This window comes from Paeniglutamicibacter psychrophenolicus, from assembly GCF_030812255.1.
GTDB lineage: Bacteria > Actinomycetota > Actinomycetes > Actinomycetales > Micrococcaceae > Paeniglutamicibacter > Paeniglutamicibacter psychrophenolicus_A.
This window is the reverse complement of sequence record NZ_JAUSSH010000024.1, coordinates 1-26683: the sequence shown is the minus strand read 5'-3', so window position 1 is coordinate 26683 and position 26683 is coordinate 1. Positions and strand designations below refer to the sequence as shown.

Here is a 26683-nt window from a genome sequence, read left to right as displayed (position 1 = left end):
GGGGGCCCCCCGGGGGGGGGGGCGCCGAGCGGTCGTGCGCCCCCGGCCCCCGGCCCCCCCCCCCCCCCCCCCCCCCCCGGGGGGGCCCCCCCCCCCCCCCGGCCCCCCCCCCCCCCCCCGGGGCTTTTTCACGGGAGGGAGGCCACTCCAATCGTGAAACCATGCGGGAATGGGTGACGATCGCGGCGAGATGACCGCCGCCCGGTGCAAAGCCCTGAAAAAGAGCGCTGCCGACTACCGGGGGCTGCAACTCGGCGCCTGCATCGTGATGATGCTGGTCTTTGCCGGCGGGACACTGGGCCGAGGCCGGGCGGCGGTGACCCTCAGGGGTGCCGGGCACCCTCGCCGGACAGCACGCTTGCATAGCCCTCGCGGTAGGTCGGGAACGCGAAACGGAACCCCGTGGCCAGCAGCCGCGCATTGGACAGGCGCCTGTCGCCCCCGCGGTTCACCGGGGCGTCCCCGGGCCCGGGTGCCGACACGTCCAGCAAGGCGGCGATGAAGCGCTGCACCTCGGCCAGGTCCACCGGTTCGAGATCGACACCCAGGTACAGCGGATCCGGTGCCGGCACCGCGCTGCACAGGTGGACGATGGCCGAGGCTGCATCATCGCGGTGGATCCGGTTGGTCCACACGGTTTTTCCCGGGGCGCGGGCTGCCCCGTTGCGCACCTGGGTGATCAGGTGGTTGCGGCCTGGCCCGTAGATGCCGGCCAGGCGCAGGACGATGGTCGCGGAGGCGCGCTCGCGCACCAACGCCTCGGTTTGGGCCAGGATCCGCGCGGTTGCGGTGCGCGGGGAGGCCGGGGTGTCCTCGTCGACCCAGCCGCCGGCCGCGTCGCCGTAGACCGCGGTGGAGGAGACCAGCAGGAAGCGTTGCGGGTCAACGCCGTCGCGTGCCAGCGCGTCGAAAACTCGACGCGCGGCCGAAAGATAGGTGCGCCGGTAGGCGTCTTCGCTGCGCTCGGGCGCGGCGGGGGTGAAAACCACGATGTCCGTGTCGGCATCGATGGTCGGCAGCTCGGTGCCGGCATCGCCAAGGTCGACCCGGCGGGTGCCGAAGGATGCAGGCAGGAGCTCGGGGCGGCGGCGCCACGCGGTGACCCGGTGGCCGGCCGCAATGAAGCGGAGCCCCGCCTCGGTGCCGAGATCCCCGGCACCGATAACGAGGATCTTCACTTGCCCGCTGGCCGCAATCCGGCCCGCGCCATGGCGTCGGTGTAGGCGGCAACCATTTCATCGAACCAGGCCTGCTGCTTTTCGGCCGAGCCCAGGAAGGCGCGGTCCGCGGTGGAACGCACCTCATAGATCTTGATGCCGCGCTGGTTGATGACCTGCTGGCCGCCGGCCTTGATCCAGGCCTGCACCAGGCGCTTGGCCTCGGTTCCGTGGGCCACGATCGCCGAGGTGCGGTACGCGATGCGCATGAGCTCCTTCAGCGGGCGGATGCCGGCCTTGACCTGGTCCGGGGTCAGCTTGGTGCCGCCGTCGGGCAGTTCCCAGGGAAAGACATTCCACGGGATGCCAAAACGCGGCTCCAGCCCGGCAGCCTCATAGACTGCAGCAAGCCGTGCCGCGGTGGGATCGTCGTTGCGCAAGGACAGGAATCCCGAAGACGTTCCGGGGCCCGGCGCGATTTGCAGGGAAATGACCCGAGCCTCATCGACATCGTGCACCGGATCGATGAGCGGAACCCGGGAACCGGGCTGCTGGTCTTGCAGCTTGCGACATAATGCCGTGAGCTCGGCGACGGAATCGTCCTCCACCTTGCTCAGCTGTTCTTCAAAGTACTCGGATTGGCTCATTATTCACCTTTCGCCCTCCCGTTGAGCCTACGCCGAATATGGCTTTGGCGCATTCCGCGCCCACACGGCAGGCCCCTGTGGGCAAAACGACGCCGATGTCGCATGATGGGGCCATGGAACTGACTCGCTTGGACATTGACCACTTGACCCGCTGTGTTGAACTGGCCGAAGAGGGCCTGGAAGCCGGCGACGAGCCCTTCGGCTCGATACTCGTCGATGCGGAGGGGGCTGTTCTTTACGAGGGCCGCAACCACGTGGCCGCAGGGGATTCCACCGCGCATCCCGAGCTGGCCATTGCGCAGTGGGCGCTGGGCAACCTGGAGCCGGAGCGCCGGGCGGCGTCCACGGTGTACACCTCGGGGGAGCATTGCCCGATGTGCGCCGGCGCCCACGGCTGGGCCGGGCTGGGGCGAATCGTCTTCGCCGCCTCGGCGGCCATGCTGGATTCCTGGCGCCGGGAGTGGGGTGCCGCTCCCGGGGCGGTGGCAGCCCTGCCCATCAACCTGGTGGTGCCCGGCATCCGAGTGGACGGGCCGGCCGACGAACTGGTGCCGCGGTTGCGCTACCTGCATTTCCAGTCGTTCCAGGAATCCCAGCGCGGAACGGCTTCTGCCGAGGGGGCCTGAGTGCCAATCGGAAACTGGAACTCGATGCCGGATTGTGAAACTTGGTTTCAAGGCCTTAGTCTGGTGCGGGGCAAGGTAGCCCGCGTCACATGTCGCCCTGGCGACCGTGGCCGGAAACATAGCTGACGACCGGAATGAGGAGCACATGGGTGTGCAACCACTGGCCAACCACTCGGAGCTGACACCACTGCGATTCCTGCAGCGCTCCGTGGAGGTGTATCCGACCAAGGAAGCCATCGTGCACGGGGCGCGGACCTACACCTATGCGCAATTCGGGGCGGAGGTGCAGCAATTCGCCAAGGCCCTGGCCGCACGCATCGAGCCCGGGGACCGCGTCGCGGTGCTGGCGCCGAACATCCCCGAAATGCTGACCGCCCACTATGCCGTCCCGCTGGCCGGGGGCGTGCTCGTGGCCCTGAACACCCGGCTTGCGGCCCGCGAGCTCGGCTACATCATGGAGCACTCGGCCACGAAGCTGCTCTTTGCCGACTCGGAGCTCCTTGGCGCCGCCGCGGCGCTGCGCGCCGAGGTCCCGACCCTCGAGGCGCTCATCGAGATCCAGGACGCCGAATTCACCGGAGACAGGCCAGACGTCCGGGTGGATGGCACGTACGCGGAGTTCATGGCCGCCGGCGCCGGGGCGGATCTTGGCTTCGCGATCCCCGACGAACGGGCGCCGATTACGCTGAACTACACCTCGGGGACCACCGGCAAGCCCAAGGGCGTGCTGTATTCGCACCGCGGGAGCTACCTGAACTCGATGGGGGAGGCCTTCCACCAGGGCTTCGACGCGCACACCCGTTACCTGTGGACCCTGCCAATGTTCCATTGCAACGGTTGGTGCACCCCCTGGGCCGTCACCGCGGCCGGCGGCACGCACCTGTGCCTGCGGGCGGTCCGCGAGGAACCGGTCTGGGACGCGATTGACAAGCTCGGGGTCACGCACCTGTGCGGCGCCCCGACGGTCTGCTCGATCATCGCAGACTCGACCCGGGCCCACGAGCTGGAGCGCGGTATCAGGATCACCACCGCCGGGGCCCCTCCGTCGCCGGCGATCATCCGGAAACTGCAAAGGCTGGGCATCGAGGTCGTCCACGTCTACGGCCTCACCGAGGTCTACGGGCCATACACGATCTGCGAGTACCAGGACGCCTGGGACGAACTGGACGATGAGGCCAGGGCCGAAAGGGTCTCGCGGCAGGGCGTGGGCATGGTCCAGGCGGAAACGGCACGCATCGTGGATGCGGAAATGCACGACGTGCCCGCCGACGGGGAAACCATGGGCGAAATCGTGCTGCGCGGCAACAACGTGATGATTGGCTACTACCGGGACGAGGCAGCCACCGACGCGGCGTTCGCCGGAGGTTGGTTCCACACCGGGGACCTGGGCGTGATGCACCCCGACGGCTACATCCAGCTCAAGGACCGCGCCAAGGACATCATCATTTCAGGCGGGGAGAACATCTCGACCATCGAGGTCGAGCAGGCATTCGCCAGCCACCCGGAGGTCCTTGACGTGGCCGTGGTCGGCGTGCCGGACGAGAAGTGGGGCGAAACCCCGGTGGCATACGTGATCCGGGCCAGCGGCTCGCAGGTCGACGCGGCGGCGCTGCAGGCCCACGCCCGCACGCAGCTGGCGGGCTTCAAGGTTCCCAAGACCATCCACTTCCCGCAGGACCTGCCGCGGACCTCCACCGGAAAGGTGCAAAAGAACGTGCTGCGGCAACAGGCCTAGCGCCGCCGCGCCTGGCATGTTTCGGCGGTCGGTCGTCCCGGGGAAAAGTCCCCGGGGCGACCGACCATTCATTGATCACTCGTGTCCCAACCGTGACATCAGCAACTTTGGCCACATAGGGTGTACCCAAGCGCGTACCGATCCACAGGGATTGATGCCTCACGGTCAATTCCCTTTTGAAGGAGTCTGCACCATGGGCACACAACCACTTCTTTCCCTGCGGCTTGCAGCGGCGACGTTCGGTGCGACGATGGCGGTCGGAGCACTGGCCCCCGCGGTGATGGCGGCGCCGGCACCCTCGACGTCGCCCCAGATGCATCTGGTTGTCGCGAAGAAGCCGGTAGCGCCGCGCGCACAAACCACCACGATCATTCGAACGACCGCGAACCTGAACCTGCGGCAAAACCCCGGCGCCCATTTCGACTCGCTGGCCGTGCTCAAGAAGGGCACCGTGGTGACCCGGACGGGCAAGTCCAGCGGCGCCTGGTGGGAGATGCGGGCCGGTTCGCGGACCGGGTGGGTGAGCTCCCACTACCTGGCGAAGAGCACCGTCGCTGCCCCCGCGCCCCAGGCCGCAACGGGATATCGAACCAATGCGAACCTGAACCTGCGCCAACACCCCGGCACCCACTTCAAGTCGCTGGTTGTCTTGGCGCGGGGCACTGCGGTCGCCCGCACGGGCAAGGCCAGCGGTGCCTGGTGGGAGGTGAAGGCCGGGTCCCGGACCGGATGGGTGAGTTCCCACTACCTGGTGAAGGCTTCCGGCCAGGTGCCCGACTCCAATCCGGTCACCGGCGCCAACCGCTGGGTGGACGGCACGCAACCGATGTACGCGAAGGCCTCGCTGTCCTCCAGCCGCCTGTCCGTGCAAACAGACGGTACCAAGGTACGGCTGGTCAAGACCGCAGGAAACTGGTCGTACATCGATACGCCGGCCGGCCAGGGCTGGATCCCGGGCTCGTCGCTGGCCACCAGCGAACCGAACAACAACTCCACCTCGTATCGCTGGACCGCCTACGCCGCAAACGTCCGCACCGGCCCCTCGACCTCCTTCAGCTCCCTGGGGATCCTGCCCGCAAACGAAAAGATGGCCTACCTGAAGACCTCCGACGGATGGTCGCAGGTCAAGACCACCAAGGGCACGGGCTGGATCAAGAACACCCTGCTGACCAGCGTCGAATACCGGGCGCCCCAGGCGCTGCAGCCGATGACCCGGGCCATGATCCAGGACGTCCAGGAGCGTTTCGGTGCGGGCATCAGCGGCGTCGGCGGCTCGCGCGCCGGATCCATCGGGCACAGCTCGGGGCTGGCCGCGGACTTCATGATCAAGGACCATTCCTCGGCCGCCGGCATCAAGGCCGGGGACCGGATCGCCGAGTACCTGGTGGAAAACCACGAACGGCTGGGGATCAGCTACCTGATATGGCGGGACAAGCTCTGGCTGGCCGAGGACGGCCAGTGGGGACCGTACTCGACCGGCGGGTGGGGCAAGCACCTGGAATCCTCGCGCGGATGGAACGCGACCACCTTGCATATGGACCACATCCACGCGGAAATCTCTTCTGCCCGGGCCAACAAATAACCATGGCCCATGGCGGTTGACCTTGACCCAGGGCCAAGGAAAAGACTGAGGCCATGAACCACGAAAAGCTCTTAAGCATTGGCGCCTTTGCCCAGGCGACCATGCTCTCACCCAAGGCCCTGCGGCTCTATGGCGACCGTGGGCTCCTGGTGCCGGTATCCGTGGACCGATTCACCGGATACCGCTATTACGATCCGGGCCAACGCAGCCGGGGCCGCATGATCGCGATGTTGCGCGCGGCGTCCATGCCGCTCGAGGACATCTCCAGGTTGCTGGACCTTGGCCCGGCGGACCCCGAAGGCGCGCTGGAGCAGCTGGCCGCCTACGAATCCGCGGTCCGGAACAACACCGAATCGACTTCCACCCTGCTCGCCGCCGTGCGGGCGCACCTCAAGGGACAGGACATGGATAACGTCAATACCGTGCTGGAGCCAGAGCGACACCTGGTCTCCATCATGCTGCACACCTTCGTCGACGGCCTTGACACCGGGATGAAGCAAAGCCTGGAACGACTGCAGGCCTTCGCCGCTGCCGAAGGGCTGGCCGTCACCGGCGACCCGTTTGGCATCTTCCACCAGGAAATCACCCCGGACTCCGACGGGCCGCTGGAAGTTTGCCTTCCGGTGGACGGACTCTCTGCCGGCACCCACGACGCACAGGTGCGCAGCTACCGGCTGGCCGGAGGCCGCTACGCCAGCATCCGGGTCTCCGGGGCCGAGACGGCCTTCCCGGCGATCCTGGCGGCCTATGACCAGACCTGCACCTGGGTTGAGGAGGCTGGCGCCACCGCGGTGGGACCACCGCACGAAATCTGGCATGTGTTGCCGTGGGCCGACGAGCCGGCGGATATGACGGTGGCCTGGCCCTACGCGTAGGAACAGGCCAAGGCCGCTCGATGCAGGGGGAGCCGCCGCGGCGGGCCGCATGCAGATATGCCGGCCTCCGCGGCGGTGTCCCGACTCCAATTCGCCAAGTGCACGTCACTTCGATACGTTCAAGGGAGGAAAACACCCCCCGCCCAGCCTCCGCGCCAACTGGACCTCCCCTCCCCGTGGGGACGCCGAAGCGCGACGGGGGTACGAGGGCCCAACCGGGAAGGAACCGGTGTCCCGGACATGACGGAATCCCCTGCAACACCAACCAAGGCGAAACTGCCGTGGTTCTGGATTCTCCCGATTCCGGTGGCCCTCGGATTGGGCATCGTGATTGGCCTGCAAATTGCCGCACCCGCTGATTCCGCCCCGTCCCCGGCGGCCGCGGCGACGCAGGAAAGCCCGGGCCCGAGCCAGGCAGCACCCTCGGAATCCCCGCAACGGATCAACGTGGAGCGGCGCGATGCCAACGACCCCACCGCGGTCGGCGAACTCGACGCGCCGGTTGTCATGGTCACCTATTCCGACTACCAATGCGGCTACTGCGCCAAGTGGGCCTCCGAATCGTTGCCGACCATCCTGGACAGCTATGTCGCCGGGGGACAGCTGCGCATCGAGTACCGCGACATCATGTTCTTTGGCGAAAACTCGCGGCAAAGCGCCGAGCTGGCCGTTGCGGCCGGCAAGCAGGGCAGGTACCAGGAATTCCACGACGAGATCTTCGCCAAGGGTGCCACCGCCAAGGATGCCGACTACTCCGCCCGGGGCATCGCGGCACTGGCCGAACGCATCGGGGTCGACGCCAAGCAGTTCACCGCGGACGCGGCGCACGCCGACACCGCGGCCCTGGTGCAGAAGAACCACGACGAAGCCGGCGCCCTGGGAGTCACCGGAACCCCGACCTTCATCGTCAATGGCCGCCCGCTGATCGGCGCCCAACCGCTGGAAGTCTTCGTCCAAACCATTGACGAGGAACTGGCCCGCTAAGGCCGGAGGGGGAAACTGATGGACATCGGGCTCGGATACGCACTGGTCGGCGGAATGCTCGGGGTCTTCAGCCCCTGCAACGCATTGCTGCTGCCCGCGCTCTTTGCCACCATCTCCACCTCCCGGGCCAAGCTATTGAGCCTGGGCTCTGTCTTCCTGGCCGGATTGCTTCTCACCCTGGTCCCGCTCGGACTGGGACTGGGGTGGCTGGGTGGAACCATCGTCCTGGACCGCGGGCTCTTGCTCGCCGGCGCCGGGTGGGTGCTCATTGCCCTTGGCATGTTGACGGCATTTGGCGGCGGCATCGATTTCGCCCGGTTCCTTCCGGGCAAGCCCCGGCCCGTGGCCGGTTCGTTGGCCGGCACCTTTGCCCTGGGCGCGGTATCCGGGGTGGCGGGGTTCTGCACCGGCCCGGTGCTGGGCGCGATCCTCACGTTGGCGCTGACCTCCGCGAGCCCGGCCCGCGGAGGGACGCTGCTGGGGCTCTACGGGGTGGGGATGGTCCTGCCGATCATGGTCATCGCGATGGCGATCCGCAGGCTCGGCCACCGCTCGGTGGGTTGGATGAGGGGCCGCCGGCTCAAGATGGGAAGGTTGCGGCTGCACACGACCTCGCTGCTGATGGGAGCGATCACCGCGGCCGTTGGGTGGCTGATGATCTTCACCAACGGCATGGCGACCGTCCCTGAGTTGTTGCCCTCGCGTGTGGTTGCTGCGGTCGAAAACCTGGGACGGCAACTGGATGCGGTGGTTCCATCATGGGCGTGGACCGCCTTGGTCGGTGCCTTGCTTCTGGCCTGGTGGCTCCGCGCGGCCGTGCGCCGCACCGGGGGGAGGACCCCGGTAGCAGCAGCGGAGTGCCCCGCATCCGGCCAGATGCCGCGGGAAGAGAACGTCTCCGAAAAACGGTAGCCGGATCCCGCACCCGTGGGCTCCGCTGGTAGGCTTGGAATCGAATCTATGTTCCATGAAAGCCGGGGGCTCATGTTTGGTATGGACCTGCCGCAGCCACCCGCCCCGATGCCGGAATCCCAGGGACCGGTCGGCGCGGTCGAAGCCATGGGCTTCCCATCCCCGGCGCGGGACTACTACGGCGGCGGAATCGACTTGAACCGCCTGCTCATCAGGGACCGGACCTCGACCTTCCTCATGCGGGTCTCGGGCAACTCGATGGCATCATCCGGGATCAGCCACGGCGACGAGGTCATCGTGGACCGCGCAGTGGCCCCGCGCGACGGTTCGGTGGTTATCGCCGTCCAGGACGGGGAACTGGTCATCCGACGGCTTGTGTCCCGCCGGGGCGCCATGGTCCTGTCCAGCGACGAGCAACCGGTTGAGCGGGCCGAGGCGATCACCGAGGAAACCACCATCTGGGGCGTCGTCACCCGGTGCCTGCACCATGTGTAGCGGTGTATTCCCCTTGAAGCGTTCCCCCGCGAAAGGGGGAACCCCGAGATTTTTTGGTTGCTTTTCGTGCCTGTGGACAGCGTGGCTCCCGCTCTTCGCCCAGAGAGGCACTTGTAGGTGGACGCGGCCTCCATGGAAATACCTGGCCGGTGGCATGGTCATCGAAGCCACGGCGGAGGGGCCCGACTCCTATGTAGATGACTTTAAGAATTTAGAAGCATGTAAAAGAGTGGCCGTGAAAAATCCGTTCAAGCCAACGGCCGATGGCCGCCCGCTTCTGCCCACCTGTCGAAACGACATCCGGGAAGCCCCGCTCTCCGAGGGGGCCGTGGCGTTCCTTGGCGAGTCCCCGGCTTTCGGCATGCGGCTGCACCGCCCGGAGACGCCATGACGGAGCGGATTGCGCTGGTGGACGTGAACAACTTCTACGTGTCCTGCGAGCGGGTCTTCGACCCGAAGCTCATCGGCAGGCCCGTGGTCGTCCTGTCCAACAACGACGGCTGCGTGGTGGCGCGCTCGCAGGAGGCCAAGGACCTGGGGATCACCACCGGCGCACCCTTCTTCAAGGTCAGGCAGTTCATCCAAAGCCACGGCATGGCCGTGCGCTCGAGCAACTACGAACTTTATGGGGATATGAGCGCCCGGGTCATGGAGGTGCTCTCGCGCTTTGGCACCTGGCAGGAGGTCTACTCCATCGATGAGTCCTTCATCGGCGTCCAAGGCAACCCCGGACAACTCGGTGAACTGGCCACTCGCATCCGTTCCGCGGTCGGCCGCAGTGTCGGGGTCCCGGTCTGCGTGGGGGTGGCACCGACCAAGACCCTGGCCAAGTTCGCCAACCACGTGGCCAAGCGCAACGCGCACCTGGACGGTGTGTGCTCCTTGGATTCCATGGACCCGCAAGTGGTTGGGGACATCCAGTCCAGGGTTCCCGTCACCGACCTGTGGGGTGTCGGGGCCCGCACCGGAGCAAGGCTGTCGGGCATGGGCATCTCCACCATCGCCGACCTCAAGGCGGCAGACGTGACCGACATCCGCAAGAAGTTCTCCGTGGTGCTCCAGCGCACGGTCCTTGAGCTGAATGGGACCCCGTGCATTCCCCACAACGAGGAACGCGCAGACAAGCAACAGATCATGTACTCGCGGTCCTTCTCCAACCCGGTGACAACCATCGAGGACATGGTCGAGGTCATGTCCATCTATGCGCAGCGCGGGGCCGCCAGGCTGATATCGGACGGACTATGGGCCACGCTGCTTACCGTCACCGCGGGAACCAGCCGCTTTGCCTCCGGGGAAGCCTCGTTTCCCTCGATCACGCTCAAATTGCCCTCGCCCACCCAGGACCCGATCCTGCTCACCCGCCTGGCGGTCGGGGCCATGCGTGAAATCATGCACCCCGGCGCCTCGTACGTCCGCGGAGGGGTCGTGCTTTCCGGCTTGCAGCCGGAACCCGGGCAGGCAGCCTTCGGGATCTTTGAAGAGGAAATGACCGAAACGCACGTCGGGGACGTGCTGGGCGCGGTCAAGGCTAAATTCGGGAACAAGTCCATTGGGCTCGGCTCGGGTGGACTGGCCGTGGAACCGGGATGGTCGATGAAGCGGGACTACTCCTCGCCCAGGTTCACCACCGATTGGGCCGACATCCCGGTGGTGAAGGCCTAGTCCTCGCGGTCGCGCGACGGGGAACAGATTTCCTCCGGGCACCCCTGCCAGGTCTTGGAAAAATACGCCACGATTTCCAGCCCGCGTTCAAAGCTGTACCTTGGTGCCGGCCCGCCGTTCACGGCGCTCGCCGAGCGCCGGATGGCCAGAAGGAAGAACTCGCAAACCGACACGTAGTTCCACAGGTCCATGGCGGTGTCGATGACCTCGTCGTGCGTCATCCAGTCCGGGTCTTCTACCAGGTCCTGGGCAAAACCGAGCACGATGCCCCGGTCCAGCACATGGTGGCGCCCGCAGTCGCACCACTCGATGCCGCGGGACGGCATGGTCCAGACCTCGGGAACCAACTCGGTGTCAAAAGGACCTTCCGATGCCATGGGATCCTCCTTCAATAGTCCTGTGCCCAGCTTAGGCGCGCCCGCCGACAGGTTCCGCAGTTCCTGCGACCGTGCGGGCCTACGTGCCACGCAACGATGGGCAACTGATAGACAGGTCACGATTTTGGTCCCATTGGCTTCCGGGCGCCCGAATCTCTGGCACGCTGGGTGTGGTGGAGAAGAGAGGCTGTGGACCATGAACAATTCGCGAGCAAGGAATTTTGGGCATCGGGTGGTCCTTTCCCTGCTGGTTCTGTCCAGCATGGTCCTGGCCGGTTGTGCCCCGACCCCGGCGCCCTCGCCGCCAAGCGCAACTACCTCGAGCACCCCTGCACCGTCGGTTACCTCGGCACCGTCCACGGGCCAGTCGTCTGCAAGCCAGCCACCGTCGGTGGCACCGAGCCACAAACCCAGCGCAACGCCGACGCACAGCTCGGGTCCCGGCCCGACCGCGCCGCCAAGCCCGGCCGAAAAGACGCTGGCCGCCATGAGCCTGAAGGAACGAATCGGTCAGGTCCTGATGGTGGGTATCCCGGCAACGGGCAGCAGCGCTGCCGACCGGTCCACCATTGCCACCCACGAGCTGGGGAACTTCTTCCTGAAGGGCCGCAGCAGCGCCGGGACTGCCGGCACGGCCAGCGCGGTCCAGCGGGTCGAGTCAACCATCTCGAAGTCGTTGTCGGTCGACGTCGACGCGTTTGTGGCCACGGACCAGGAGGGTGGCTACGTCCAGGTCCTGAAGGGCAGCGGCTTCTCCACCCTGCCCACGGCGCTGGTCCAGGGCAGCTGGGCCACCGCGACGCTGAGCGAGCGTGCCGAGGTCTGGGGCAGGCAACTGGCCAGGGCCGGAATCAACGTCAACCTCGCCCCGGTGGCCGACACCGTCCCCTCGGCGTCCTTCGCCGCATCGAATGCGCCCATCGGCTACTGGAAGCGCGAATACGGGTACGACCCGGCCAAGGTCTCGGCGGCAACGCGGGCCTTCTCCTCCGGTATGCTGGCCGCGGGCGTGGACCCGGTCATCAAGCACTTCCCGGGGCTCGGACGCGTCACCAAGAACACCGACATCTCCCGGAACGTCACCGACACCAAGACCACCCGGCATGATGCCTACCTCAAGCCCTTCAGCGACGGCGTTGCCGCGGGCGACGACTGGGTCATGGTTTCCAACGCCTACTACTCCAGGATCGACGCGAAGAACATCGCCCCGTTCTCCTCGACCATCATGCGTTCGATGCTCCGTCAGGACCTGGGGTTCAACGGCATCATCGTCTCGGACGACATGTGCGACGCCGAGCAGCTGGCGCCCTGGGGCCTGGGCACCCGGGCCCTGCGCTTCTTCGAGGCCGGCGGGACCATGATGCTCTGCGTGGACGCGCCGAAGATGCCGGCGATTGCCAACGCCCTGTATGCCAAGGCCAGCAAGGACCCCGCCTTCGCCCGGCTCATCGACTCCGCGGCGCTGCACGTGCTGCGGGTCAAGGACGAACGGCGCTGAGCGGAGTCAGCCCTTGGGTCCCAGCAGCGAGACCAAGGCCTCCTCGGGGCTGAACCCGCTGGATTCCGGGGCAATCGCCGCGGCCGCGATCCCGGTCGCCCGGGAGGTGAAGACCGCGGCGCGGTACCCGGGCCCGGCGCCGCCGTGCCCCCACAGCTGCAGGTCCGTGTCGATCATGACCCCGGCCCCGTAGCGCGGCGCACGCCACGGAGCGGGCGCAGCCACGGGAACCGAATCCATGAACGCGGCACGCATTGCGGGGGACAGGGACGAGGGGAAGAGCGGGCTGCGCTCCGTCACCAGGTCGCCGAAGCGCAGCAGGTCGGCCGGCGTGGAGAACGCGGCCCCGGCGGGCCCGGCCCACAGCGTCGAGTAGCCCGAATCCGTCAATGCGGTTTCCGGATCCGGATAGCGGGTCGAGGCCATGTCCGCCGGTTCGAAGATTTCCCGATGCAGGTACTGGCCCAGCGACATCCCGGAGACCTCCTCGAGCAACGCGCCCAGGTACCAGTAGCCGGTGTTGCTGTAGGCGAAGGGTCCGGGCGCGGTCAGGGCGCCGGCGGCGGCAATGTCCTGAAGCGACCACGGGTCCGCCGGCCGGTCCCGGACGGCAGCCAGATAGCCGGGGTTTGAGGCGTAATTGCCCATCCCCGCGGTGTGCGTGAGCACCTGGGAAATTGTGCGGCCGGCCGGGGCACCGGGAAGCCGGGAAGCCAACGGATCCGCGAGCGTGAAGAGGCCCGCATCGACGGCACGCAGGACGCCGGCGGCTATGAACATCTTGGTCACGCTGAAGACCGGCAGGGGCTCCGACGTACCGAAAACCTCCATGGCTACCTCGCCTCCACGGCAGGCGGCGGCTGCACCCGGGGGCAGCACCCGGGCCAGGGAAGCGGGGATCGACATTCCATCCATGGTTTCGAGCCTAAGCCCGCCGGCTGCCGGCATGCGGAAACGGCGCGGCCCGCCGGATGCGCGGTGGAAACCACTCCACCTCCATCCGGCGGGCCGCGCCGTCGGTGCCTGTTGCGGCACCAGGCCGCAGTGCTACTTGCGCACCTCCACATCCACTACCTGGGCGCGGTTGCCCGAGGCGTTGTGCAGGTGCAGGAACAGGGCCTTGGCGTCGGTGCCGTCCGAGGCGATGGTCGCGGTCAGCTTGGCCTTGTCCAGGTCCGCGAACGCGGTTCCGCCGCCAACGAAGGACAATTCCGGGGCGATCGCATTGAAGGCGATCCAATCGGTTTCATCCACCGGGGCCAGGGCACCGGATTCATCGGCGTTGTACACGGAGTACGTGCTCACGCGGTAGCTGATCGGCGCACTGGAACCGCTCAGGCCCAGCGCCGCGAGCGACACCGGGAGGGATGCCACGTTGGTGTCGAAGGTGTTGGTGTCGACATCCCCGCCCAGCCCGTTGAGGAACTGCAGGTCAACCTGTGAACCGGTGCGCAGATCGTAGGTCGAGGCCAGGTCGGCATCCAACTCGTCGAAGTAGCTGTTGAAGGTGACGAAGTCCGCCGCCCCGTCGCCGTTGGTGTCGATTTCGACGTCGATCTCCGTGGCTCCGGCCAGGTGGGCCCAATTGCCCCAGGTGCTCACACCGAAGTTCAGCAGACCGTCGGCCGCGCCCGTGGTGGGGGCGGTGGAGGAGGCACCGACGTGCTGCAGGTCCATGGAGCGTGCGCCCGGGATCGCGTCGGCGCTGCCGGGCAGCTTGCCCGAGGAAGCCCCGAGCTCGAACGCGGAGAGCAGCGATACCACCTGGGTGTCGCCGGAACCGGCCCGGACGTCCTTGCCAGCCAGATCGACGGTGCCGGAGGTGGCGCCGGCGTCGAGCTTGATCTTCTTGGCGCCCATGTCGGCAACCAGCTTCGGCGCCGCCTGGACCGGAACGCGGAGCGTCGGTGCGGTGGAGCTGGAAAGCTCCACGCGGCCGGAGACATCGGCGACCCAGGCGCGCGGCAGGCCAAGCTGCGTGCGGTCCATGGTCGGATCGATGGTCTTGGCGTACTTGCGGGCATCCACGTCAAGGGTGACCTTGATCTGGGTGCTTGCCCCGGCCGCGAGCGTCACGGTCTTCTTGTCCAACGAGTAGCCCGCACCCGGGATCTGCGTGGCTGGCAGGTACTTCACCTTGTAGGTCTGGGTCTTGTCGGACTTGTTGACCACGGTGATGGACTTGGCGGCCTTGTACTTGGTCTTGTTGACCTCGATGACGCCGAAGGTCACGGAGACCAGTTCCGGGTCCGCGGTGGCGAAGGCGTAGGCAGGGGAATTGATCGCCGCATCGGCAATGACGCGCCCGGAACCCACGCGGTTTGGCCCGTAGGCCTCGCCGTTGGCGGCCAGGATGTCCACCGTGGCGGTGTTCATCACCAGGGACTTGACCTGCAATGCGGTGTAGTTGCCGCTGCCTGCCACCAGTGCGGCAATGCCTGCGGTGTGCGGGGTTGCCATGGACGTGCCGGACATGACGGCCGGGCCGTTGCCCGTGCCCACGCCCACCGAACCGATGAGTGTGCCCGGTGCGGCCACGTCCGGCTTGACGATGCCCTCCGAGCCATGCACGCCGCGCGAGGACGAGGAGTTCAGGGTGTTCCCGATTCCCGACTCGGCCGAGGCGGTGCCGACCAGCTTCGGGTCCAGGGTGACGTTCAGCGTGCCGTCCTGGGCCGCGGGGCGCAACTGGTCCGAGAAGGCCTTGGTGAACTGTGCGCCGGGAATCGTGGCGTTTCCGGCGATGCCGGCCTCGAAGACCGCCACCTCGGAGTCCAAGATGACGCCGGTGGCGCCGGCGGCTTCGGCGTTGTTGAAGCGCGCGCCCGAGCCGCAGGGGAACTCGAGGTTCTCGCTCCACTGCAGCCAGACCCACTTGCCGGCCAGCGAGCCGGGCTCAAACGGGGCGCAACCGAAGGCGTTTGCCGCCGGTGCCATGACGACATCCCCGGTCAGCGTGGCAGGGTCGGCGGTGGTGTAGTTGAAGTTGGCCGAGTACTGGCCTGCCGCGGTTCCCGCGACGTCGGCCGGTGCGTTGACCTTGATGCCGTCGAGGGTGACCTTGGTGCCCACGGAGTTGGCCACGGTCAAGGAGGAGCGGGCATTGCCCGGCGAGCCGCCGACGTCGGTGACGTCCCCGGCGTTGCCGGAGGCCACCACGGAGAGGATTCCCAGGCCGGTGAGGGTGTTGACGATGTCGTTCTCGGGGTCTTCGACCGGCGAGTGGTCCGAGCCCAGGGACATGTTCACGATCTGGGCGCGGTCCGAGAAATCGCCGTCGTTGTTCGGGTCCAGGACGTAGTCCAGTGCCTGTCCGACCACGGAGGAGGAACCCTCGCAGCCAAAGACGCGGATGCCGACCAGCGATGCCTCGGGGGCGGAGCCCGGGCCGATGAGCATGGAGCCCACCTCGTCGGCGGTCAGCTTGGTGTAGTCGCCGGTGAAGGTGGTGCCGTCGGCCTTCACGCCGTATCCGGCCGCGGTGCCCGAGACGTGGGAGCCGTGTCCGGCCGAGGCGCAGTCAAGCGGGTTCGAGTCCGGCTTGGGAACCGGCTGGTAGTTCGGCGCGCTCGAATCCGCGTTGTAGTCGTCGCCCACCAGGTCCCAGCCGCCGATGAACTTCTCGGGGTCATACAGCCCGGAGGTCTTGGACGGCAGGTCCTTGGATGCCTGCGCGGTTGCGTAGGCCTCGAGGGTGCCCGGGCCGCCGAAGCCGGCGTGCGTGTAGTCGATGCCGGTGTCCAGCACGGCGATGGTGATGCCCTCGCCGGTTTCCTGCAGGGTGTTCCATGCCTCGAGGGCGCGGGTGTCGATGTCCGAGCCCTTGTTCTCGGGGGTCTTGGGGACGATCGCGGTGATCTTCTTGACGTCGGGACGCGAGGCCAGTGCGCGCAAAGCGTCGGCGTCTCCGCGCAGGGCAACGCCCGGCAGCGAGTTGGTGGTCGTGTAGATGACCTCGGCCTTGGCTGCCTTGGCGGCCGACTTGCCCTTGGCCTTGATGCCGTCGCGGATCTTCTTGACCTTGTCGGGGTTCTTGACCGACTTGCCGCGTGGCGTCTTGGCGCTGTCCGGCTGGGTGGCTTCGAAGGCTCCTTCGCCTTCGAACTGGACGAAGACGGAGACATCGCCCTTGGCCGAGGCCAGCGGGCCGGAGACCTTCAGGTTTTTCAGCGCCTTGGGGGCAGTCCCGCCGAGGGACGGTGAGTCGGCACCCGGTGCCGGGTCGATCGTCGGCGGTGCCGCAAGGGAAGGGACAGACATGGTGACGGCCAGGGCAAGCCCCGAGGCCGACGCCAGGATCGTCCGCGCAAGTCTGTGACGACGCGGGTTGGACATGGTTCTCCTTGAATCCGGTGGGAGTGACTGGGAGTGATGGAGACGGATTTCCGCGAGCGGATAGTGGGTACCGTCCCACGCCACATACTATGTGAGACGCGGCACATATCAAGGGGTTGTTTGAGATTCTTTGGAAAGTGTCGCGGGGAATTGGCCGGAATCGGGAGGGGGATCCGGACCCGGGGAACCGTTTTGGTTCCGTGCCCGCGGACGCTGGAGGGAAGGCCAGAACCCGTGCCCGGCAAAGTGTCGGAGGCCGCCGATAGCCTTTGGGCAGACGGTGGGCCTCTTGGGGAGGAACCACTGCCCGCACCGCGGGCGCGGGACGGACGGGGAAGCGACGGCTGGCATCGGGCAAGGACGCCGCTGCCGCAAACCTGTTTGTCCGCGCGCCGACGAGGCGGCGGCGTTTCTGGGGGGGGAAACGCAAAAAACGCTGGTCCCATGCGTGCATGGGACCAGCGTTTTGCCTGGAAGGTCTTCGGGTTGCGGCGGCCTTACCGTGTTCCCCCTTGCCACAGGGCGTCGAACGGGGCGGTGGATGCCACGCGGTTCTTGATGCCCTCGGTGACAAAGGCCTTGGCGTTGCGTGCAGCCTGCAGCGGGCTCTCGCCCTTGGCCAGCTCGGCGGTGATGGCGGCGGCCAGCGAGCAACCGGCACCCGACACGGCAACTTCCCCGACCTTCGGGGCCGAGAGGATCTCAAGGGTTTCGCCGTCGTAGAACACGTCCACGGCCTCGGTGCCGGCCAGGCGGACCCCGCCCTTGGCCAGCACGGCCGCGCCGGAAAGTGCGTGGATCTTCCTTGCGGCCTCGGCCAGGTCCTCGACGTTGTTGATGCTGATCCCGGACAGCGACTCGGCCTCGAAGTGGTTGGGGGTGACGAAGGTGGCCAGCGGCAGCAGGTTCGCCTTCAGTGCTTCGTCGGTGTCCAGGGCGTGGCCCGGTTCCTGGCCCTTGCAGATCAATACCGGGTCCAGGACGACGTTGTCCCATTCCTGGTTCTTCAGCGCGGCGGCAACGGTGTTGATGGTGGCCGGGGAGCCCATCATGCCGAGCTTGACGGTCTTCAGGTCCGCTGCATAGCAGGTCTGGGCCGCTTCGAGCTGGTCGGCAATGACCTGCGGCTCAACCGGGACGAATCGGTGGTTCCAGTTGTCCTTCGGGTCGAAGGAAACGATGCAGGTCAGGGCAACGATGCCGTAGGTCCCCAGTTCCTGGAAGGTCTTCAGGTCGGCCTGGGCGCCGGCTCCGCCGGTTGCTTCGGAACCGGCGATGGTCAAGGTGATGGCGGGACGGGTCCCGGTGGTGGCAGAAGTCATGCATCCATTTTAGGGTGGTTTTCCTGCCCGCCGATTCCACCCGGAAGCGGCTCGGCAGCCCGGCGATTCCGGTCGGGAACGGGTGACCGGGAATCAGGCCCGGGTGAAAGTGGTCAGCTGGGTTGCGTTGGACCAGCCGGCGGCGCGTTCGGCGCGTATTCCGGTGGCGGTGTCGGCGCTGGTGACCATGAACAGCACCGGCAGGCCCTGGCGTGCCGCAGCGGCGGCCAGGTTGGCCAGGATCGCGGCGCGGAACTGCTCGATGTTCGAGGTTGCGGTGATGCTCGGGTCGCCGAGCAGTGCGAAGTCCTCGCCAAAGCGGATCCGGCCGCGGCCCGCGGTCGAGTCGAAATCGGCGATTTCAACCACGTCGTAGTCGGCCATCGGGGCTTCGAACAGCGTGGCCGTTTCCGGCAGCGAGACCACTTGTTCCACATCGTTGGCCAGCGCGGCAAGCAGCACGCGCCGGTCGCTGAGGCTCCAGCCCCGGCCAACGAGCTCACGGCCGGCGGACTCGTCCGGGGTGCCCAGGAACGTCAGTCGTGTTTGGCCTTGGTGCGATGAACCATCGAAGTCGCCCAGCAGGGAGGCAATGCCGCCGGTGCCAGGCCAGGCGCAGGTGATTTCGTAGTTGCTGCCGTCTTCGGCGACGCTGTGCAGCCGACCGGAATCTTCACGGGTCACGGTGCGGTCCCGCAGCAGGGCAAAGGCGTGGACCCAGCGCGGAAGGCTTGAAGGTTTGAATGGCATCTGGCGGCTCCTGTTCCAAGGACGGTCAACGAAGAACCTCTTCGGGGCGCAAATGCATGACTGATCACCGGTGACGGTGTGCCTTCGGGTCCCTTTGACGGTTCATTACCGACTCTACGCCTGCGGCGGCCGATTCCAAGTTGGGAGACAGCGCGATACGCGGGATCCGGGGACCTGCTCGGCTCAGGACGCGGTGCGAACCAGCGAAAGCACGTCATCGAGAATGCTGCGGACCACCGGCATGCGGGAGAGCACGACGAGACGGGCCGTCACGGGGGCGACATTCTTGATGAGCCGGCGGCTGCGGGCAGCCCCGGGGGAGGAGTCATAGGCCCAGAAGAGGAAGATCCCGCGCTGTATCAACCACAGCAGTACCGGCAGGTCGTTGCGGATGGCCAGCGGGGGCAACGGCCTGCTGGCGGCCACGACCTGGCGCCACAACCCGAATTCAAGGGCGCGGTGGATGTCGCCGAGCTCGGTGTGGGCGCCGGCAAATGCGGTGCGGATAAATGCAGGTCCGAACTCGTGGAACGGCGTCATGATTTCCAGCGCCTGGTCAAGGGCAATGCGCAGGTTGGTCTCAAGGTTGTTTCCGGGCACCAGCAGCGGCCAGGTGGCGGTCCGGTGCCTTTCGAGCAGGTTGCGGAAAAGCTCGTGGACGATGGCGTCCTTGGACTCGAAATAGTAGTAGGCGTTGCCCAGCGAAAGCCCGGATTCCGCGGCAATCGCGCGCATCGTTGTCCCGGAGAAGCCCTTCGTGGCGAAGAGCTCCAGTGCCGTGTCCAGCAGCAGCTGGCGGGTCTGGGTGCTTTTGGTGGCTGGTGTCCTCATGGCACTTACCTCCATTGTTGGCCTGGTCTCCATCATAACCAATTTTGAACATGTTCAAAAATCAATAATTCCCGGCAGGAAGCGGCGGAACGGCCATTGCCGCGGAGAGAAGTGGGCTGTGCGAGGGGGAAACCGCAAAGTGGTTGGGAAGCCGGCATGGGATACTTGAACCTCAAGTGCTAATACAGCGAGCGGTCCCACCCGCCTCGACCGCCCCGTCCCCGTTTGCGCGGAGCCGGAATCGAGGCCCCGGGACCGGCTTGGCGAACCACTTCTTCGATTGGGAACCACCATGGGCGAAAAAGCCGCCTCCATTTCAACACGTTCACAGGCATCGCGCGCCGTTTTCGCGTCCGCGGGAAGCCCCTACTTTTCCACCGTGCTCGCACTGATGGCCGTCGTGGTCATCCTCTCCAACATAGGTGCAGCCAAGGGCGTCACCTTCGGCTCCATCGTCACCGACGGTGGATTCTTCCTTTTCCCCCTGGCCTACATCCTCGGTGACGTGATCTCCGAGGTCTACGGTTTCAAGGTTGCCCGCCGGGCGATCATCACCACCTTCGCGCTGGCGGCCTTCTCCACGGCCTGCTTCTGGATCATGATCCACCTGCCCGCGGCCGAATGGTACGACGGGCAGGAAGCCCTCGAACGCACCCTGGGGCCGGTCTGGCTCATCGTCCTGGCCTCGCTGCTCGGCTTCCTGGTCGGGCAGACCCTGAATTCCTGGGTGCTGGTGAAGATGAAGGAACGCTTCGGCGAACGCGGCCTGGTGGGACGACTGATGGGCTCGACCGGGGTGGGCGAATTCGCCGACACCCTGATCTTCTGTTCCATCGCCGCGACCGTCATCGGCATCACCGACATGCCCACGTTCATCAACTACGTGCTGGTCGGCTTCGTCTACAAGACGGCCGTGGAATTCCTCTTCGTGCCGGTGACCACGCTGGTCATCCGCTGGTTCAAGCGCCGCGAACCCAGCTACGCTCCCGGGCCGCAGGCTGCTGGCACCGCCGCCTAGGGTCAGCCGCGAAACATTCCGTGGGCGGTGGCCGGCTTCGTCTGCACTTGGCGAAGCCGGCCACCGCCTTCTTGTTCCCACCCCCCCGGTTCATCTGCATGGGGATCGAAGTCATCCGCAATGCTGAGGTGCGCCGGCGGTGCCGGTTGGTAACGTCAAAACCATGGACACCATGAACCGCGAACTGCTCAGGGCCACGGGACTTGTCGCCGGCTACGGCGGCCAGGACGTATGCGGGCCGCTGGACCTGTTGCTGGAACCGGGCCAAGCGCTGGGGATCGTTGGCTTCAACGCCGCCGGAAAGTCCACGCTGCTGCGCACCCTTGTCGGCTACCAGGAACCCGTGGCGGGGGAATCTGTGATCCTGGGTTCCTTCACCGACGACGCGAGCTTCATCTACCGCAAGGCCGTATCCGTCGTCTTCGACGAGGACGCCTTCTTCCCCTCGCTGAGCGTCGAGGAACACCTCCAGCTCATCGCCGGCGGGCACGGGATGCCCGAACCGCAGGTCGCCGTCGAGCATGAGCTGGCCTTCTTCGAGCTGGAAGCGGCCCGCACCGATTACCCGCACCGACTTTCCTCTGGGCAGCGCCGCCGCCTGCTGCTGGCGGCCGCCCTGCTGCGTCCCTGCAGCCTGCTGGTCCTCGATGAACCCGAACAGCGGCTCGACCCGGTGATGCGGGTGGCCCTGGCCACACGCCTGCGCTCACTGGCAACCGCGGGAACCGCCCTGTTGGTCGTCACCCACGATCCGGTCTTCCTCGCGACCGTTGCGGACTCCGTGCTGCTGGTTTCCGACGGGCAGGTCATCCCGGCCAGCGTCACCCAGGGGGCTGCGGCCATTGCGCACGGTTGATCCGAGGATGCTGTGGGACAACGAGCCGGTCGACTTTGATCCGTGGGCGCGAAACCGCGTGGTCGAGAAACGGGTCAAGCGCGAGGACTTCTGGGAACGCATGGGCGACGTCTACATCGCGCTGCTGGCCGCTGCCATCGTCTTTGGCTATGCGGCCGGGCTTGCCCTGGCCTTCTTCGACAACCTCCGGGGTGGCCCCGGGTCGGGCATCGTGCGCGCCGGTGCCGGCGTGGTTCCCGGCTCCTCGGCGGCCTCCGCCCTGGTGATGCTCGGAATGCTCGGTGCCCTGCTGCTGATTTCCAAGCTTGGCCCCACGGCGGTGGACCGGGCCCAGGGATTCTGGTGGCTCAGCCTTCCGGTGGCACGCACCGGCTTCCTGGCACGCTTGCTGCGCCAACGCCTGGTGAGCACGTTTTTGTATGGGGGCTTCCTGTGGCTGCCCATCGGCTACGGAACCGTGCTCGGTGGCTTGGCCCGGGGATCGTTCGCCGGGGTGCTGGCGGGTGCGGCGACCCTGGGATTGTTGTTCGTGGGGCTTTCGCTGCTGGCGGCATGGTCCCAGACCCGCCAGGCGGCAGGGCGTTTCCGCGCACTCCTGAACGCCGCGGCCATCGGGGTGTTGCTGGCGTACCTGATCGATGTGCTGCTGCGCATCACCGGGCTGGGCAACCTCGAGTCGCTGTGGGCGTGGCTGCCATCCTCCCTGCCGGTCCTGGCCCAGACCGGGGCCTGGTGGGTTCCGGCGGTCCTCGCGGTGCTCTGCGCCGGAGGATTTGCCGCCCTGGCGGGTCAGCTGCAACGTATTCCCAGCAGGGAATTGATTTCCAGCGGGGCAGCGAGCGAACACGCGGGAGCGGCGCTGGCGCTGCTGGATGACAAGGCGCTGGGCAGCGCGCTGGATGCCGCTGGCGCCCGGGAAAGCAAGCGCACGCGGGCCAGGCGGGAACGGATCCGGGCCCGCGGATCGGATTCCTTCGCGCGCATGCTTCCGGCCCGCTGGGTCCGCGGCCCCTATGCGGCGCTGGTGCGCGCCGAGCTGCTGGTGCTGCTGCGCACCGGCAAGTCCTGGCGGGGGATGTTGGTTGGCTGGTGCGTCCCGGCGGCCGGGGTCTTCGCCGTGCCCGGCGGGCGCCCGCTGGTCCTGGCCGTCTTGGTGCTCGTCGGTTCGGTGCTGGCTGCGCGGGCGGCATCCAAGGCTGCCGCGCAGGCAGCGGGCGTGCCGTCGCTGGATGCGATCATCCCGCTGGGCCGAGTGGGCGTGCGGCAAACCCACGCGTTGGTGGCGGCGTTGCTGCTGGTTCCGTGGAGCGTGTGCCTTGCCGGATTCCTGGGGTGGGCCGTTGGCATCGACGCGGGGGAAATCCCGCTGCTGCTCGGCCTGGGTGCCATGGCCGGTGTGGGGCTTGCCGCGGGTGCGGTGCGCATGGCGTTTCGGCCGGCAATCGACTGGGGATCGGTGATGCTCATGGCCGCCATGGGCCAGGCCGCCGGCCCCATGGTCCTGCACTTCACCTACGGGTACGACGTGATGGCAGTGTCGGTCGTCGCGCTGGTTGCGGGCCTGCTGCTGGCGCCGATCCCATCGGTGCTGCTGCTGCTTGGCGCGGTGGTGGCAGCCATGGCCTGGGGTGTGGGCACCTCGACCGCGAACCCGTCCAACGTCCACCGAGCGCAGCTGTAACACGTAATTGAATGCTGCACCGCACCAATGCGGTGATTGCACCGCCGCGGCAATTACGCTGAAGCCATGGAACTACTCACGGCCGCCGGGCTGAGTTCGGCCGCGGGCCTGAACGCCTACATCCCCCTGCTGGTGCTGGGGCTGCTGAACCGCTTCACCTCGTGGGTGGCGCTGCCCGAGGGCTGGGGCTGGCTGTCCAACGGCTGGGCGCTGGGCATCCTTGCGGTGCTGCTGCTCATCGAGGTGGTCGCCGACAAGATCCCTGTCATCGACTCGGTCAACGACGCGCTGCAAACGGTGGTGCGCCCGGCTTCCGGAGGGCTCGTCTTTGCCTCCGGAGTGGGTGCCCAGACCGTTGCGGTGGCGGATCCCGGGAACACGTTCGGCACCGCCGCGTGGGTGCCGCTACTCATCGGCGCGGGGATCGCCCTGGTCTTCCACCTGCTGAAATCCGGGGCCAGGCCGCTGTTGAACCTGGGCACCGCGGGGGTCGCCGCCCCGGTGGTGAGCACCGCGGAAGACGGGACGGCGCTGGGCCTGAGCCTGCTGGCCGTGGTGCTTCCGGTGCTGGTGCTCGTGGCCGCGGTGGCCCTGGCGGTGCTGCTCTTCGTGGGCGTGCGCAGGCTGCGGCCCCGGCGATCGGGAACCGCAACCTAGAACCTGCCGCCGCAGGTCAGACGGCGAGGGTTGCAAGGCCCTGCGGATCGGGGGCCCCGGCGTAGTAGCTGGACATGACCTTGTCCTTGAGCTCGAAGAAGGTGCCGTCCTCGATGGCCAGGCGGGCGTCGTCGACCATCTTCACCACGAAGCGTTCGTTGTGGATGGAGATCAGTGTGTGGCTGACCAGTTCCTTGGACTTGAACAGGTGGTGGATGTAGGCGCGCGTGTAGTGCTCGCAGGTGTAGCAGTCGCAATCCTCGGACAGCGGGGTGAAGTCCCGCTTGTACCGGGTGCCCGAGAGGTTGAATCGGCCATGCGGGGTGTAGAACGCCGAGTTGCGGGCCACCCGGGTGGGGGAGACGCAGTCGAAGGTGTCGGCGCCGTTCTCGATGGCCGTGAAGATGTCATCGGGCTCGGAAATGCCCAGCAGGTGGCGCGGCTTGTTCTCCGGGAGTTCCTCCGCGCACCAGCCAACGATGGTGCCGAGGTTTTCCTTCTCCAGCGCCCCTCCGATGCCAAATCCGTCAAAGGCCATTGCTCCGAGGTCCTGGCAGGCCTTGCGGCGCAGGTCCTCGTACTGGGCGCCCTGGATGACGCCGAAGAGCGCCTGGTATTCCTTGCCGACGCGCTCATCGGTGAGGTTGAAGTGCTCGGCCACGCAGCGTTCGGCCCACAGCCGGGTGCGCTCCAGGGATTCGACCTGGTAGCCGCGGGAGTTCTGCAGGGTGGTCAGCTCGTCGAAGGCGAACATGATGTCCGCGCCGATCTCGTGCTGGACCCTCATGGAGATCTCGGGGGAGAAGCGGTGCTTGGTGCCGTCGATGTGGCTCTTGAACCAGACGCCGTCGTCGTCCACGTTGGCCAGGCGTTCCTTGCCCGGTGCCACCGCATCGTCCGGGCCGGACTGGTCCACCGACTTCATGTCGATGACCTTCTTGAATCCCGAGCCCAGGCTCATGACCTGGAATCCGCCCGAATCGGTGAAGGTGGGCCCGGACCAGTTCATGAACCGGCCCAGTCCGCCGGCGGCATCCAGGACGTCCGAGCCCGGCTGCAGGTACAGGTGGTAGGCATTGGCCAGCACCGCCTGGGCCCCGAGCTGCTCCACGGCTTCGGGCAGGATGGCTTTGACGGTGGCCTTGGTGCCCACGGCAATGAACGCCGGGGTCTTGATCTGCCCGTGCGGGGTGCTGATCACGCCGGTGCGTCCGTTGGACACCGAACCGTCAGGGTTGCTTAGGCGGGTGCCGACGTCAAAGGAAAAGTCGGACTGGCGGGGATGGGGCGCTGTGGGGTCAAAAGATTCGTGGGGCACCTATCCAGTGTGCCGCATCCACCCGTGGCCCCGGCAAAATCCCCGCGTGGGATGGCTCATAGGACCGGGCAGCGCCGCGTGACAAGGCGTAGCGTTAATCCGTGGGTGCCGATCTCGGCACGCAGCGGGCAGCGGCTCGGGGCCACAAGCAACGAGCAAGGGACACCATGGGCAACAACAAGTTCGGAAGCCTGTTGACGCTGGCCCCTGCGAACAACGACCAGTGGATCGCGTTGCGCACGGCCGTGGGGATCTTCGTGCCGCTCTTCGGCCTGCTGGCCATCGACCGGCTGGATTTGATGGTGTTCGTGATCTTCGGGGCCTTCACCGGGGTCTACGGCAGGGTGCCGTGCTACCCGAACCGGCTGGCGGCCCAGGCCAAGGCCGGAGGCCTGTTCCTGGTGGTGATCCTGGCCGGGGCACTAGCCTCGCACTACCTGGTCAACCACGACGACCCGGCGGCGAGCGCCTGGATGGTCGTGGGACTCACCACCGTGGTTTCGGGGATCTGTTCGGTCGTCACCGGGTACCTGCAATTGCGTCCCGGCGGCTCGCTCTTCCACATCTTCGCCTTTGCCGCCATCGCCTCGATGCCGCACCAGCCGCCGCCGGCCGAATCGATGGCAGCGGCCGCCGCTGCGGTGCTGCTGTCGATCGTGCTGGGCTTCTCCGGGATCGTCTTCGTCAAGGGGGCGTCGTGGGGAAGCTACACGGCCCCGGCGCCGCTCTCGAAACCGGTGCGCCTGGCCATCTGGATCGAGGCGTTGATGTACCTGCTCGCCGCGGGACTGGCAGGTTCCATCGCCAACCTGCTGGCCCCGACGCTGTCCACCGGGCACAGTTACTGGGCGATGGTGGCGGCGGTGGTCCCACTGGTGGGGCACACCACCCGGCACCGCGTGCGCCGCGGCGTCCACCGTATCCTTGGGACCCTGACCGGGCTGGTGCTGATGGCTGCCGTCATCGCCTTCGCGCCTCCCGTGTGGGTGCTGCTGGCGATGATCGGGCTGCTGCAGTTCGCGGTCGAGATGTTCATCGCCCGGAACTACTTCCTGGCCCAGGTATTCGTCACCCCGCTGGCCCTGGTGGGCGTCTCCATCGGAACGGGGCTGGACACCGTGCTGCTCTACGACCGGATGCTCGAGACCATTATCGGGGCTTTGGTCGGGATGCTGGTGGTGCTGCTTGGCTCGGCCTGCGGAGCCTGGTTCAGGCGCCGCCTGCTGACCGCGGGCAACCGGGCATCCGGCTAGCCTGAAGTTACGTTAGACAGAACGCCAGGATCCCCGGATTGTCGGGGATCCTGGCGTTTTCGGTTCCGGGTGTCTGGCTACTTTCTGTGGTTTTTGGCGTGGAGGTCGATCA

The 26683-nt window shown here is 66.9% G+C and carries 23 protein-coding genes; 14 read left to right on the top strand and 9 right to left on the bottom strand.

Annotated features, from left to right (window positions below):
* Positions 1 to 323: 323 nt before the first annotated feature.
* Both J2T21_RS20450 and J2T21_RS20445 read right to left on the bottom strand, forming a co-directional pair.
* Entirely contained in the window at positions 324 to 1178 is an 855-nt protein-coding gene (locus J2T21_RS20450; RefSeq protein ID WP_307584004.1) for an NAD-dependent epimerase/dehydratase family protein, read from the bottom strand.
* A complete protein-coding gene (locus J2T21_RS20445) occupies positions 1175 to 1804 on the bottom strand; it encodes a uracil-DNA glycosylase (protein ID WP_307584002.1) in 630 nt (209 codons plus the stop codon). The genes J2T21_RS20450 and J2T21_RS20445 overlap by 4 nt, the downstream gene beginning before the upstream one ends.
* A 113-nt stretch (positions 1805 to 1917) precedes the next feature.
* Between J2T21_RS20445 and J2T21_RS20440 the strand changes: the two genes are divergently transcribed.
* From J2T21_RS20440 to J2T21_RS20405, 8 genes are all read left to right on the top strand, one after another.
* Complete coding sequence (locus J2T21_RS20440) at positions 1918 to 2430, top strand: nucleoside deaminase (RefSeq protein ID WP_307584000.1); 513 nt, start codon at positions 1918 to 1920, stop codon at positions 2428 to 2430.
* Between the two features lie 145 nt (positions 2431 to 2575).
* Entirely contained in the window at positions 2576 to 4165 is a 1590-nt protein-coding gene (locus tag J2T21_RS20435; RefSeq protein WP_307583998.1) for a long-chain-fatty-acid--CoA ligase, read from the top strand.
* A gap of 193 nt (positions 4166 to 4358) precedes the next feature.
* Entirely contained in the window at positions 4359 to 5747 is a 1389-nt protein-coding gene (locus J2T21_RS20430) for an SH3 domain-containing protein (protein WP_307583997.1), read from the top strand.
* A gap of 53 nt (positions 5748 to 5800) precedes the next feature.
* Entirely contained in the window at positions 5801 to 6622 is an 822-nt protein-coding gene (locus J2T21_RS20425; RefSeq protein ID WP_307583995.1) for a MerR family transcriptional regulator, read from the top strand.
* A gap of 240 nt (positions 6623 to 6862) precedes the next feature.
* Positions 6863 to 7606: a DsbA family protein gene (locus J2T21_RS20420; RefSeq protein WP_307583994.1), complete on the top strand. Its 744-nt coding sequence runs from the start codon at positions 6863 to 6865 to the stop codon at positions 7604 to 7606.
* Positions 7607 to 7624: 18 nt separating this feature from the next.
* Positions 7625 to 8518: a cytochrome c biogenesis CcdA family protein gene (locus J2T21_RS20415; protein ID WP_307583992.1), complete on the top strand. Its 894-nt coding sequence runs from the start codon at positions 7625 to 7627 to the stop codon at positions 8516 to 8518.
* A 108-nt stretch (positions 8519 to 8626) separates the two neighbouring features.
* Complete coding sequence (locus J2T21_RS20410) at positions 8627 to 9013, top strand: LexA family protein (protein ID WP_373458083.1); 387 nt, start codon at positions 8627 to 8629, stop codon at positions 9011 to 9013.
* Positions 9014 to 9400: 387 nt separating this feature from the next.
* Positions 9401 to 10675: a Y-family DNA polymerase gene (locus J2T21_RS20405; RefSeq protein ID WP_307583990.1), complete on the top strand. Its 1275-nt coding sequence runs from the start codon at positions 9401 to 9403 to the stop codon at positions 10673 to 10675.
* On the opposite strand, the gene J2T21_RS20400 is transcribed toward J2T21_RS20405, so the two are convergent.
* Complete coding sequence (locus tag J2T21_RS20400; protein ID WP_307583989.1) at positions 10672 to 11052, bottom strand: hypothetical protein; 381 nt, start codon at positions 11050 to 11052, stop codon at positions 10672 to 10674. The genes J2T21_RS20405 and J2T21_RS20400 overlap by 4 nt on opposite strands.
* Before the next feature lie 487 nt (positions 11053 to 11539).
* Here J2T21_RS20400 and J2T21_RS20395 point away from each other — a divergent pair, with 487 nt between their 5' ends.
* Positions 11540 to 12550, top strand: a complete 1011-nt coding sequence (locus J2T21_RS20395; protein WP_307583987.1) for a glycoside hydrolase family 3 N-terminal domain-containing protein — start codon at positions 11540 to 11542, stop codon at positions 12548 to 12550.
* A gap of 6 nt (positions 12551 to 12556) precedes the next feature.
* Here J2T21_RS20395 and J2T21_RS20390 read toward each other — a convergent pair whose 3' ends face one another.
* The 5 genes from J2T21_RS20390 to J2T21_RS20370 form a co-directional block, all read right to left on the bottom strand.
* Positions 12557 to 13456 (bottom strand): serine hydrolase domain-containing protein, encoded by a 900-nt coding sequence (locus tag J2T21_RS20390; RefSeq protein ID WP_307583986.1) that lies wholly within the window; start codon positions 13454 to 13456, stop codon positions 12557 to 12559.
* A gap of 141 nt (positions 13457 to 13597) precedes the next feature.
* On the bottom strand, positions 13598 to 16885 hold the full coding sequence (locus J2T21_RS20385) for a S8 family peptidase (RefSeq protein ID WP_307583985.1): 3288 nt from the start codon (positions 16883 to 16885) through the stop codon (positions 13598 to 13600).
* Positions 16886 to 17382: 497 nt separating this feature from the next.
* Positions 17383 to 18207 carry a bifunctional hydroxymethylpyrimidine kinase/phosphomethylpyrimidine kinase gene (gene thiD, locus J2T21_RS20380; RefSeq protein WP_307583983.1) on the bottom strand — a complete coding sequence of 275 codons (825 nt, stop codon included), beginning with the start codon at positions 18205 to 18207 and terminating at the stop codon, positions 17383 to 17385.
* 93 nt (positions 18208 to 18300) lie between these two features.
* Positions 18301 to 18957 (bottom strand): hypothetical protein, encoded by a 657-nt coding sequence (locus J2T21_RS20375; RefSeq protein ID WP_307583981.1) that lies wholly within the window; start codon positions 18955 to 18957, stop codon positions 18301 to 18303.
* Between the two features lie 183 nt (positions 18958 to 19140).
* Entirely contained in the window at positions 19141 to 19788 is a 648-nt protein-coding gene (locus J2T21_RS20370) for a TetR/AcrR family transcriptional regulator (protein WP_307583979.1), read from the bottom strand.
* Between the two features lie 292 nt (positions 19789 to 20080).
* Here J2T21_RS20370 and J2T21_RS20365 point away from each other — a divergent pair, with 292 nt between their 5' ends.
* The 4 genes from J2T21_RS20365 (at position 20081) to J2T21_RS20350 (ending at position 24000) form a co-directional block, all read left to right on the top strand.
* Complete coding sequence (locus J2T21_RS20365; protein ID WP_307583977.1) at positions 20081 to 20806, top strand: queuosine precursor transporter; 726 nt, start codon at positions 20081 to 20083, stop codon at positions 20804 to 20806.
* 163 nt (positions 20807 to 20969) lie between these two features.
* Positions 20970 to 21662 (top strand): ABC transporter ATP-binding protein, encoded by a 693-nt coding sequence (locus J2T21_RS20360; protein ID WP_307583975.1) that lies wholly within the window; start codon positions 20970 to 20972, stop codon positions 21660 to 21662.
* Positions 21663 to 21669: 7 nt separating this feature from the next.
* Positions 21670 to 23343 carry a DUF6297 family protein gene (locus tag J2T21_RS20355; protein WP_307583973.1) on the top strand — a complete coding sequence of 558 codons (1674 nt, stop codon included), beginning with the start codon at positions 21670 to 21672 and terminating at the stop codon, positions 23341 to 23343.
* Positions 23344 to 23409: 66 nt separating this feature from the next.
* Positions 23410 to 24000 carry a DUF4126 domain-containing protein gene (locus tag J2T21_RS20350; RefSeq protein WP_307583971.1) on the top strand — a complete coding sequence of 197 codons (591 nt, stop codon included), beginning with the start codon at positions 23410 to 23412 and terminating at the stop codon, positions 23998 to 24000.
* A 16-nt stretch (positions 24001 to 24016) separates the two neighbouring features.
* On the opposite strand, the gene tgt is transcribed toward J2T21_RS20350, so the two are convergent.
* The gene (gene tgt, locus J2T21_RS20345) at positions 24017 to 25318 is read right to left on the bottom strand and encodes a tRNA guanosine(34) transglycosylase Tgt (RefSeq protein WP_307583969.1); all 1302 of its coding nucleotides are present in this window, start codon (positions 25316 to 25318) and stop codon (positions 24017 to 24019) included.
* Positions 25319 to 25485: 167 nt separating this feature from the next.
* Here tgt and J2T21_RS20340 point away from each other — a divergent pair, with 167 nt between their 5' ends.
* Positions 25486 to 26571 (top strand): FUSC family protein, encoded by a 1086-nt coding sequence (locus J2T21_RS20340; RefSeq protein WP_307583968.1) that lies wholly within the window; start codon positions 25486 to 25488, stop codon positions 26569 to 26571.
* The last annotated feature ends 112 nt before the right edge of the window (positions 26572 to 26683 follow it).

Coding starts and splice junctions, on each gene's coding strand:
- J2T21_RS20445 (WP_307584002.1), bottom strand. CDS start 1,804: ATGAGCCAATCCGAGTACTTTGAAGAACAGCTGAGCAAGGTGGAGGAC.
- J2T21_RS20440 (WP_307584000.1), top strand. CDS start 1,918: ATGGAACTGACTCGCTTGGACATTGACCACTTGACCCGCTGTGTTGAA.
- J2T21_RS20435 (WP_307583998.1), top strand. CDS start 2,576: ATGGGTGTGCAACCACTGGCCAACCACTCGGAGCTGACACCACTGCGA.
- J2T21_RS20430 (WP_307583997.1), top strand. CDS start 4,359: ATGGGCACACAACCACTTCTTTCCCTGCGGCTTGCAGCGGCGACGTTC.
- J2T21_RS20425 (WP_307583995.1), top strand. CDS start 5,801: ATGAACCACGAAAAGCTCTTAAGCATTGGCGCCTTTGCCCAGGCGACC.
- J2T21_RS20420 (WP_307583994.1), top strand. CDS start 6,863: ATGACGGAATCCCCTGCAACACCAACCAAGGCGAAACTGCCGTGGTTC.
- J2T21_RS20415 (WP_307583992.1), top strand. CDS start 7,625: ATGGACATCGGGCTCGGATACGCACTGGTCGGCGGAATGCTCGGGGTC.
- J2T21_RS20410 (WP_373458083.1), top strand. CDS start 8,627: ATGCCGGAATCCCAGGGACCGGTCGGCGCGGTCGAAGCCATGGGCTTC.
- J2T21_RS20405 (WP_307583990.1), top strand. CDS start 9,401: ATGACGGAGCGGATTGCGCTGGTGGACGTGAACAACTTCTACGTGTCC.
- J2T21_RS20400 (WP_307583989.1), bottom strand. CDS start 11,052: ATGGCATCGGAAGGTCCTTTTGACACCGAGTTGGTTCCCGAGGTCTGG.
- J2T21_RS20395 (WP_307583987.1), top strand. CDS start 11,540: ATGAGCCTGAAGGAACGAATCGGTCAGGTCCTGATGGTGGGTATCCCG.
- J2T21_RS20390 (WP_307583986.1), bottom strand. CDS start 13,456: ATGTCGATCCCCGCTTCCCTGGCCCGGGTGCTGCCCCCGGGTGCAGCC.
- J2T21_RS20385 (WP_307583985.1), bottom strand. CDS start 16,885: ATGTCCAACCCGCGTCGTCACAGACTTGCGCGGACGATCCTGGCGTCG.
- thiD (WP_307583983.1), bottom strand. CDS start 18,207: ATGACTTCTGCCACCACCGGGACCCGTCCCGCCATCACCTTGACCATC.
- J2T21_RS20375 (WP_307583981.1), bottom strand. CDS start 18,957: ATGCCATTCAAACCTTCAAGCCTTCCGCGCTGGGTCCACGCCTTTGCC.
- J2T21_RS20370 (WP_307583979.1), bottom strand. CDS start 19,788: ATGAGGACACCAGCCACCAAAAGCACCCAGACCCGCCAGCTGCTGCTG.
- J2T21_RS20365 (WP_307583977.1), top strand. CDS start 20,081: ATGGGCGAAAAAGCCGCCTCCATTTCAACACGTTCACAGGCATCGCGC.
- J2T21_RS20360 (WP_307583975.1), top strand. CDS start 20,970: ATGGACACCATGAACCGCGAACTGCTCAGGGCCACGGGACTTGTCGCC.
- J2T21_RS20355 (WP_307583973.1), top strand. CDS start 21,670: ATGCTGTGGGACAACGAGCCGGTCGACTTTGATCCGTGGGCGCGAAAC.
- J2T21_RS20350 (WP_307583971.1), top strand. CDS start 23,410: ATGGAACTACTCACGGCCGCCGGGCTGAGTTCGGCCGCGGGCCTGAAC.
- J2T21_RS20340 (WP_307583968.1), top strand. CDS start 25,486: ATGGGCAACAACAAGTTCGGAAGCCTGTTGACGCTGGCCCCTGCGAAC.